The organism is Enterobacter sp. Ag1 (genome assembly GCA_000277545.1).
Lineage (GTDB): Bacteria > Pseudomonadota > Gammaproteobacteria > Enterobacterales > Enterobacteriaceae > Cedecea.
Window position 1 is genome coordinate 19,019 of record AKXM01000045.1, and the last position, 8,830, is coordinate 27,848.

The following is an 8,830-nucleotide window of genomic DNA, read 5'->3' on the forward strand; positions in this document are numbered from 1 at the left end:
ACGGGTGTACCCAAAGACAGAATTACTCTTGTTCCCTTCGCAGGTTCTAACCTGATCAGGTTCCGCGGATCCCGAATTAACGGTCTCAGCCGGTGCATAACGCACTCGGCACTCCGACAAGAATGATCCCACCTTGCGGTGGGAAAGTTGTAAATTACTCGTTAATAGCTAACAACTCAAGCTGGACTTGCCAGCCCGGCAGGATCGCTGGCGCTGCCGTCGAGGTTGTTATCAATAGCCAGGAGGACTAGTTTATCTTCAAGGGTGAAGCGGGACTCCAGGCACTCGCCAATCTCCGACAGCGCCTGCTGAAACTCGACCCAGCTGTCGCGGTCGATGGCGTTTTCCAGATGGGAATCGTAGAGATCCATGATTTGCTGGGTGTTGGCTTCCAACTGAGGGTAGAGCTGGGCTGCGCTTAGCAGCGGGCTGCTGCCTTCCAGGTTGCTGATGATTCGCTCGTAGATACTGAAATGACCGGAAGAGAGGTAATCCACCAGGCCGTGGCAAAAATTGTCTAACGCTTTTTCGTCGAGCGCGGTGTGCGATTCCTTGTTAGGCTTGATCCCGACCATGTTGTAATAGGCGACCAACAGGTGCTTACGGGCCTGCAGCCAATGGTCAACTAACTCATTACTACCACCAACGCGCTCAGTCAGATTGGCTAACTGGTTCAGCATGATTGAGACTCCGTGAGTTAAAAGATTGAACGCAAACTAACCCAAAAAAGTAAAAACTAATTGTTTATATCAGTGAACACGGGGATGTGCACCAGGTTATGGAACGTGTTATTCAAAACTTAGATCATGGTTGGTGGATAGTCAGCCATGAGCAAAAAATATGGTTGCCTCAGGGTGACTTACCTCACGGCAGCGCGGAAGAATTTCAACTCGTAGGCAGCCGCGCCCTGGATATCGGTGAGTGGGAAGGTGAGCCCGTCTGGCTGATTCGTGAAAACCGCCGCTCGGATATGGGCTCGCTGCGTCAGCTCCTGGATCGCGATGTGGGCCTGTTCCAGCTGGCCGGGCGAGGCGTTCAACTGGCCGAGTTTTATCGCTCGCATAAGTATTGCGGTTACTGCGGCCATGAAATGCACTTCAGCAAAAGCGAATGGGCAATGCTCTGCGGGCACTGCCGGGAACGCTATTACCCGCAAATTGCCCCCTGCATTATTGTCGCTATTCGTAAGGATGATCATATCCTGCTGGCTCAGCACACGCGCCACCGCAACGGCGTCTACACCGTGCTGGCCGGGTTTGTCGAAGTGGGTGAAACGCTGGAGCAGGCGGTGGCTCGCGAAGTTATGGAAGAGAGCAGTATTCAGGTGAAAAACCTGCGCTACGTGACTTCCCAGCCCTGGCCGTTCCCGCAGTCGCTGATGACCGCATTTATGGCGGATTATCACAGCGGTGAAATCAAGATTGACCCGAAGGAGCTGCTGGATGCGGGCTGGTATCGCTATGACCAACTGCCGCTGTTACCGCCGCCGGGCACCGTGGCGCGCCGCTTAATTGAAGATACCGTCGCCCTGTGTCGCGCGGACTATGAATGATAGACTGCGGCGATACAGCTAAAGGAAAGGTAAACATGACTGAACTGAAGAACGATCGTTACCTGCGCGCCCTGCAGCGCTTGCCGGTAGATGTCACCCCTGTGTGGATGATGCGCCAGGCAGGGCGTTATCTACCGGAATATAAGGCGACGCGCGCTCAGGCGGGTGACTTTATGTCGCTGTGCAAAAACGCTGAGCTGGCCTGCGAAGTCACTCTGCAACCATTGCGCCGTTACGCGCTGGATGCGGCGATCCTCTTTTCGGACATTCTGACCATCCCGGATGCGATGGGGCTTGGGCTGTACTTTGAAGCCGGGGAAGGCCCGCGCTTTAGCTCCCCGATTCAAAGCCTGGCCGACGTTCAAAAGCTGCCGATTCCCGATCCGGAAGGCGAGCTGGCATACGTGATGAACGCGGTGCGCACTATTCGCCGTGAACTGAAGGGTGAAGTGCCGCTGATTGGCTTCTCCGGCAGCCCGTGGACGCTGGCCACTTATATGGTGGAAGGCGGCAGCAGCAAAGCCTTCACCGTGATTAAGAAAATGATGTTTGCCGACCCGAAAGCGCTTCACCTGCTGCTGGATAAGCTGGCGCAGAGCGTGACGCTGTATCTGAACGCGCAAATCCGCGCGGGCGCGCAGTCGGTAATGATCTTTGACACCTGGGGTGGCGTGCTGAGCGGGCGCGATTACAAAGAATTCTCGCTCTACTACATGCACAAAATTGTCGATGGCCTTCTGCGTGAAAACGATGGCCGCCGTGTACCGGTGACGCTGTTCACCAAAGGCGGCGGGCAGTGGCTTGAAGCGATGGCGGAAACCGGCTGCGACGCACTGGGCCTCGACTGGACAACGGACATTGCAGATGCACGTCGTCGCGTAGGCCATAAAGTCGCGCTGCAGGGCAACATGGACCCTTCCATGCTGTACGCTCAGCCGGCACGTATCGAAGAAGAAGTTGCCACCATTCTGGCTGGTTTCGGGCAGGGGGAAGGACACGTCTTTAACCTTGGGCACGGCATTCACCAGGACGTTCCACCAGAGCATGCCGGCGTCTTTGTGGAAGCCGTGCATCGCCTGTCCGCGCAATACCACCAGGCTTAAGGTAGCAAGAGATGGATCTCACCATACTGCGAGAGCAACAGCTGGATCTGGCCTCAAAGGTGATCCGCGAAGATCGTCTTGACCAGGATCCGCCGCGGTTGATCGCCGGGGCCGATGTGGGGTTTGAACAAGGCGGAGACGTCACCCGCGCGGCCATCGTTTTGTTGAGCTACCCGTCTCTTGAGTTGGTTGAATATCAGGTGGCAAGAATTGCCACCACCATGCCTTATATCCCCGGCTTTTTATCTTTCCGCGAATATCCCGCGCTGCTTGAGGCGTGGGGTATGCTTTCGCAGAAGCCCGATTTGGTGTTTGTGGACGGACACGGCATCTCGCATCCCCGTCGTTTAGGGGTTGCCAGCCATTTTGGGCTGCTGGTGGATGTGCCGACGATTGGCGTGGCGAAAAAGCGGCTGTGCGGGAAGTTTGAACCGCTGGGGGACGAGCCCGACGCTCGTGCGCCGTTGATGGACAAAGGCGAGCAGCTGGCCTGGGTCTGGCGCAGTAAAAAACGCTGTAATCCTTTGTTTATTTCTACCGGGCACCGCATAAGCCTCGACGGCGCATTAAAGTGGGTGGAGCGCTGCATGGCCGGCTACCGTTTGCCGGAGCCAACCCGTTGGGCCGATGCCGTTGCCTCCGGGCGCCCGGCTTTTAAGCGCCTGCAAGCAATCGGCAGGTGATTCAGGTAAACTGCCGCTAATTTTCCGTCTTTGAGACACCGTCATGTTACAGAACCCTATTCATTTACGCCTGGAGAAGCTGGAAAGCTGGCAGCACGTCACCTTCATGGCTTCTTTGTGCGAGCGTATGTACCCGAACTACGCCATGTTTTGCCAGCAAACCGGCTTTGGCGATCCTCAGCTTTATCGCAAGATCCTGGACCTGGTTTGGGAAACCCAAACGGTGAAAGACGCCAAAGTGAACTTTGATAGTCAGTTAGAGAAACTTGAAGAGGCAATTCCTGCGGCTGACGACTATGATATTTACGGTGTCTATCCGGCGATTGACGCGTGCGTGGCGTTGAGTGAGCTTATTCACTCGCGTCTCTCGGGTGAAACGCTGGAGCATGCAATTGAAGTCAGTAAATGTTCAATCACTTCGGTGGCGATGCTGGAAATGACTCAGGCCGGTCGTGAAATGACCGACGAGGAGTTGAGAGCAAACCCGGCGGTAGAAGAAGAATGGGACATTCAGTGGGAGATTTTCCGGCTGCTGGCGGACTGCGAAGAACGCGATATTGAGCTCATTAAAGGGCTTCGTGCTGACCTCCGTGAGGCCGGCATCAGTAATATCGGTATAAATTTGCAGCAGTAAGACAGTAAAACGTGACATACAGTCTGATTTGTCCTCCCTGGAGGCTTCCAATTAACCCCCCGTCTGGTCTACATTTGTGGGGCGAATAAAAGTGGCTATCGGTGCGTGTATGCAGGAGAGTGCTTTTTAGGCATTTCCGTCGCACTCGATGCTTAGCAAGCGATAAACACATTGTAAGGATAACTTATGAACAAGACTCAACTGATTGATGTAATTGCTGACAAGGCTGACCTGTCTAAAGCACAGGCTAAAGCTGCTCTGGAATCCACTCTGGCTGCAATTACTGAGTCTCTGAAAGAAGGTGATGCTGTACAACTGGTTGGTTTCGGTACCTTCAAAGTGAACCACCGTGCTGAGCGCACTGGCCGCAACCCGCAGACCGGTAAAGAAATCAAAATTGCTGCTGCTAACGTGCCGGCATTTGTTTCTGGTAAAGCACTGAAAGACGCGGTTAAGTAAGTTAACGCGTGTCAGTGAACAGTTTTAACAGAGGGGCGTTTACGCCCCTTTTGTCCGTCTGGCGTCCGCTGCTGGCGCTGGCGGGTGTTCTGGTGCTCACGGCATGCAGCAGTAACAAACTCCCTCCTTTTACCGCTACCGGCTATGTTGCCGACCAGGGCGTGGTGCGCATCTGGCGAAAAGACAACGCCGATGAATCTACCCATATCCTTACCGCGTTTAGCCCGTGGCAGCACGGCGCCACCACCACCGGGGAATACCGCTGGCAGGGCGACAAACTGACCTTTATCGAACTCAATATTCAGGGCAAGCAGCCGGAGCATGTCAAAGTCCGCTTTGACGACCACGGCGAGCTGAGCTTTATGCAGCGGGAAGTGAATAGCCAGAAGCAGCAGCTTTCTAACGATCAGGTGGCTTTGTACCAGTTCAACGCCAATCGTATTCGTGAGACTAGCGAAGCGCTGCGCATCGGCCACGTTGTGCTGCGCCAGGGGCGCTGGCACCAGAACGGCACGGTAACGACCTGCGAAGGTGAAACGTTATCGCCAAAGCTTGATAGCGCCTCCCTGAGCCATATAGCGCGCCGTCAGAGCAACTCCTCCCTTGACGTCAGTATTGCCTGGCTTGAAGCCCCGGAAGGTTCACAGCTGCTGCTGGTGGCGAACCAGAACTTCTGCAGTTGGCAGCCTAAGCCTGGCGATTTCTAGGTATAAAAAAACCGCCACGCGGGCGGTTTAGTGTGTACTGTCGAGATTACTTAGTGTTTTCACGCGCAATGGCGCGGTAACCGATATCCGAGCGGCTGAAACTGCCTTCCCAATGAATATCCTTTTTCAGCTCCAGCGCGCGCTGTTGCGCTTTGGCTACCGTTTCGCCCAACGCAGTCACGCATAATACGCGCCCGCCGTTGGTGAGCACGCGGTCATCTTCGCTGAGCTTAGTCCCGGCGTGGAACACCTTGCCATCGGCCACTTCTTCCAGTGGCAGACCATGGATAACGTCGCCGTTACGATAGTCGGCCGGATAACCGCCCGCCGCCAGCACGATCCCTAGAGCCGGACGTTCGTCCCACTTAGAATCTTTCTCATCCAGCTTGCCATCACAGGCGGCGAGGCACAGCTCGACCAGATCTGACTGCATACGCAGCATGATGGGCTGAGTTTCTGGATCGCCGAAGCGGCAATTGAACTCAATCACCTTCGGGTTACCCTGCTTGTCGATCATCAACCCGGCATACAGGAAGCCCGTGTAGGTATTCCCTTCGGCAGCCATACCGCGTACGGTTGGCCAAATCACGCGTTCCATGGTGCGCTGATGCACTTCGTCAGTCACAACCGGAGCGGGAGAATAAGCGCCCATGCCGCCGGTGTTCGGGCCAGTATCGCCGTCGCCAACGCGTTTATGATCCTGGCTGGTGGCCATCGGCAGAACGTGCTCGCCATCTACCATCACAATAAAGCTGGCTTCTTCGCCATCGAGGAACTCTTCAATAACAATACGGTGACCCGCATCGCCAAACGCGTTCCCGGCCAGCATGTCATTGACGGCAGCTTCCGCTTCTTCCAGCGTCATCGCCACAATAACGCCTTTCCCTGCTGCCAGGCCGTCGGCCTTAATTACGATGGGCGCCCCTTTCTCGCGCAGGTAAGCCAGCGCAGGCTCAACTTCGGTAAAGTTCTGGTATTCCGCCGTCGGGATATTGTGGCGAGCCAGGAAGTCTTTGGTAAAAGCCTTCGAGCCTTCCAGCTGTGCAGCCCCTTCGGTAGGCCCGAAGATTTTCAGGCCAGCGGCTCGGAAGGCATCCACCACGCCAATCACCAGCGGCGCTTCCGGACCGACGATGGTTAAGTCGATGTTTTCGTTCTGCGCAAAGCTAAGCAAAGCTGGAATATCTGTCGCGCTGATAGCAACGTTCTGCAGCGCTGGCTCCAGCGCGGTACCTGCGTTACCTGGTGCAACAAATACAGTACGTACTAAAGGGGACTGAGCCGCTTTCCAGGCCAGCGCGTGCTCGCGCCCGCCGTTACCAATAACTAAAACTTTCATCTATAAACGCTCCGGTAATTAATGGCGGAAGTGGCGCATATCGGTGAAGATCATTGCGATCCCATGCTCGTCGGCGGCGGCAATGACTTCATCATCACGAATGGAACCGCCCGGCTGGATCACACAGCTCACGCCAGCTTCGGCGGCGGCATCAATCCCATCGCGGAATGGGAAGAAAGCATCAGAAGCCATAGCAGAACCTTTTACTTCCAGGCCTTCATCGCTGGCTTTGATACCGGCAATTTTTGCGGAATAGACGCGGCTCATCTGGCCTGCGCCTATGCCGATGGTCATATTGTCACGGGCATAAACGATGGCGTTGGATTTAACGAACTTCGCCACTTTCCAGCAGAACAGCGCGTCATGCAGTTCTTGCTCGGTCGGCTGACGTTTAGTGACTACGCGCAGATCGCCTGCTGTCACCATACCCAAATCACGATCCTGAACCAGTAGGCCGCCATTGACGCGTTTGAAATCGAGGCCAGCCGTGCGTTTCTGCCACTGGCCGCAAACCAGGACGCGAACGTTCTGTTTGGCCGCGGTGATCTTCAGCGCTTCTTCGCTGGCGGAAGGGGCGATAATGACCTCGACGAACTGGCGAGAAATAATGGCCTGTGCGGTTTCTGCATCCAGCTCACGGTTGAAAGCGATGATGCCGCCGAAGGCAGAGGTTGGATCGGTTTTATAAGCCAGAGTGTAGGCTTCGAGTACGGAACCGCTGACGGCCACGCCGCAAGGGTTGGCGTGTTTAACGATAACGCAGGCTGGTTCGTCGAACTCTTTCACGCATTCCAGCGCCGCATCGGTATCCGCGATGTTGTTATAGGAGAGTGCTTTGCCCTGAACCTGGGCCGCGGTTGCCACGGATGCTTCTTTGATTTCTTCTTCTATATAGAAGGCGGCCTGCTGGTGGCTGTTTTCGCCATAACGCATATCCTGCTTCTTAATGAAGTTCAGGTTCAGCGTGCGTGGGAACCGCCCGGCAGGATCTTTGCTTTCGCCGTGATAGGCCGGGACCAGGCTACCGAAGTAGTTAGCGATCATACTGTCGTAGGCCGCAGTGTGTTCGAAAGCTTTGATCGCCAGATCGAAACGGGTTTCCAGCGTCAGGGATCCTTCGTTGGCGTCCAGCTCGGCAACGATCGCCTGGTAGTCGCTGCTCTTTACTACGATCGCCACATCTTTATGGTTCTTGGCTGCGGAGCGAACCATGGTTGGCCCGCCAATGTCGATGTTCTCAACGGCATCTTCTAAAGAGCAGCCTTCGCGGGCAACGGTCTGGGCAAATGGATAAAGGTTAACGACGACCATATCAATAGGAGAGATGGCGTGCTCCGCCATGATGGCATCGTCCTGACCGCGACGGCCCAGAATGCCGCCGTGAACTTTCGGGTGCAGCGTTTTGACGCGTCCGTCCATCATCTCCGGGAAACCGGTGTAGTCGGAGACTTCGGTTACCGGCAGGTTTGCTTCTGCCAGCAGGCGGGCGGTTCCGCCGGTGGACAGTAGCTCCACTCCACGTTGGGAGAGGGCCTGAGCGAATTCGACGATACCGGCTTTGTCAGAAACACTGAGCAGTGCGCGGCGTACAGGACGACGTTGTGACATGGTTTTATCCCTTGGCTTTGGTTCGCATATAGAAGAGCGTTAGCTGAATTTTAGTCTTCACCTTAGTTCTGGCGGCGCAGAAAAGGGAAATTAAGGAAAAGAAGAGACGAAAACTCAGCTAACGCCCCCATCGGGGGTGTCCATTTTATCGCGGTGCATTGTAGCGAAAACGTTTGCGTCGCGCTCGCGAATTTTAAGTTCAAATCCGGATTGTGGATAAGTCTGTGTGCAAAAGGGTATAAGGCGGGGTTTTGCTGTGGAATGCAGCAGTCAGTCATTTTTCTGTCATTTTAGTGTTGCAGCGCCGGGAGAACTCCCTATAATGCGCCTCCATCGACACGGAACATGTGAACAACATCACAGAGTAACGGCGGCGATGAGAGTGAAAAATCCTGAAATTAAGGATTGACTCTGAAAGAGGAAAGCGTATTATACGCCACCTCGAGTTAGCAAGCGAAAGCGACTGACTCACTGCTCTTTAACAATTTATCAGACAATCTGTGTGGGCACTCGCAGGATTGATATCTCAGCATCTTCGGATGCAAACAAATATCAAGTCTTGAAGAGTGACTACTGATTTTATAAACAGTTTTAATTCTTTGAGCATCAAACACTTTTAAATTGAAGAGTTTGATCATGGCTCAGATTGAACGCTGGCGGCAGGCCTAACACATGCAAGTCGAGCGGTAGCACGGGGAGCTTGCTTCTGGGTGACGAGCGGCGGACGGGTGAGGAATGTCTGGGG

The 8,830-nt window shown here is 54.7% G+C and carries 9 protein-coding genes, 1 rRNA gene and 1 riboswitch; of the genes, 7 read left to right on the plus strand and 3 right to left on the minus strand.

Annotated features, from left to right (window positions below; translation table 11 throughout):
• Positions 1-15: 15 nt before the first annotated feature.
• Positions 16-126: riboswitch (TPP riboswitch) on the minus strand.
• Positions 127-176: 50 nt separating this feature from the next.
• The gene (locus tag A936_RS17595; protein WP_008460161.1) at positions 177-680 is read right to left on the minus strand and encodes an Rsd/AlgQ family anti-sigma factor; all 504 of its coding nucleotides are present in this window, start codon (positions 678-680) and stop codon (positions 177-179) included.
• A gap of 98 nt (positions 681-778) precedes the next feature.
• Here A936_RS17595 and nudC point away from each other — a divergent pair, with 98 nt between their 5' ends.
• The 6 genes from nudC (at position 779) to A936_RS17625 (ending at position 5,138) form a co-directional block, all read left to right on the plus strand.
• Complete coding sequence (nudC, locus tag A936_RS17600; protein WP_008460162.1) at positions 779-1,552, plus strand: NAD(+) diphosphatase; 774 nt, start codon at positions 779-781, stop codon at positions 1,550-1,552.
• Positions 1,553-1,587: 35 nt separating this feature from the next.
• Complete coding sequence (gene hemE, locus A936_RS17605; protein ID WP_008460163.1) at positions 1,588-2,655, plus strand: uroporphyrinogen decarboxylase; 1,068 nt, start codon at positions 1,588-1,590, stop codon at positions 2,653-2,655.
• A gap of 11 nt (positions 2,656-2,666) precedes the next feature.
• Positions 2,667-3,338, plus strand: a complete 672-nt coding sequence (nfi, locus tag A936_RS17610) for a deoxyribonuclease V (protein ID WP_008460164.1) — start codon at positions 2,667-2,669, stop codon at positions 3,336-3,338.
• A gap of 43 nt (positions 3,339-3,381) precedes the next feature.
• Positions 3,382-3,972: a YjaG family protein gene (locus A936_RS17615; protein ID WP_008460165.1), complete on the plus strand. Its 591-nt coding sequence runs from the start codon at positions 3,382-3,384 to the stop codon at positions 3,970-3,972.
• A gap of 186 nt (positions 3,973-4,158) precedes the next feature.
• Positions 4,159-4,431 (plus strand): nucleoid-associated protein HU-alpha, encoded by a 273-nt coding sequence (hupA, locus tag A936_RS17620; protein WP_002884342.1) that lies wholly within the window; start codon positions 4,159-4,161, stop codon positions 4,429-4,431.
• 14 nt (positions 4,432-4,445) lie between these two features.
• Positions 4,446-5,138, plus strand: coding sequence for a DUF1481 domain-containing protein (locus A936_RS17625; protein WP_008460166.1), 693 nt, complete (start codon positions 4,446-4,448; stop codon positions 5,136-5,138).
• A 46-nt stretch (positions 5,139-5,184) separates the two neighbouring features.
• Here the strand turns inward: A936_RS17625 and purD are convergent, their stop codons facing one another.
• Positions 5,185-6,477: a phosphoribosylamine--glycine ligase gene (gene purD / locus A936_RS17630; protein WP_008460167.1), complete on the minus strand. Its 1,293-nt coding sequence runs from the start codon at positions 6,475-6,477 to the stop codon at positions 5,185-5,187.
• Between the two features lie 18 nt (positions 6,478-6,495).
• Positions 6,496-8,085 carry a bifunctional phosphoribosylaminoimidazolecarboxamide formyltransferase/IMP cyclohydrolase gene (purH, locus tag A936_RS17635; RefSeq protein ID WP_008460168.1) on the minus strand — a complete coding sequence of 530 codons (1,590 nt, stop codon included), beginning with the start codon at positions 8,083-8,085 and terminating at the stop codon, positions 6,496-6,498.
• Between the two features lie 618 nt (positions 8,086-8,703).
• Here purH and A936_RS17640 point away from each other — a divergent pair.
• Positions 8,704-8,830, plus strand: a 16S ribosomal RNA gene (locus tag A936_RS17640); the annotation flags it as partial.

Coding starts and splice junctions, on each gene's coding strand:
- A936_RS17595 (WP_008460161.1), bottom strand. CDS start 680: ATGCTGAACCAGTTAGCCAATCTGACTGAGCGCGTTGGTGGTAGTAAT.
- nudC (WP_008460162.1), top strand. CDS start 779: ATGGAACGTGTTATTCAAAACTTAGATCATGGTTGGTGGATAGTCAGC.
- hemE (WP_008460163.1), top strand. CDS start 1,588: ATGACTGAACTGAAGAACGATCGTTACCTGCGCGCCCTGCAGCGCTTG.
- nfi (WP_008460164.1), top strand. CDS start 2,667: ATGGATCTCACCATACTGCGAGAGCAACAGCTGGATCTGGCCTCAAAG.
- A936_RS17615 (WP_008460165.1), top strand. CDS start 3,382: ATGTTACAGAACCCTATTCATTTACGCCTGGAGAAGCTGGAAAGCTGG.
- hupA (WP_002884342.1), top strand. CDS start 4,159: ATGAACAAGACTCAACTGATTGATGTAATTGCTGACAAGGCTGACCTG.
- purD (WP_008460167.1), bottom strand. CDS start 6,477: ATGAAAGTTTTAGTTATTGGTAACGGCGGGCGCGAGCACGCGCTGGCC.
- purH (WP_008460168.1), bottom strand. CDS start 8,085: ATGTCACAACGTCGTCCTGTACGCCGCGCACTGCTCAGTGTTTCTGAC.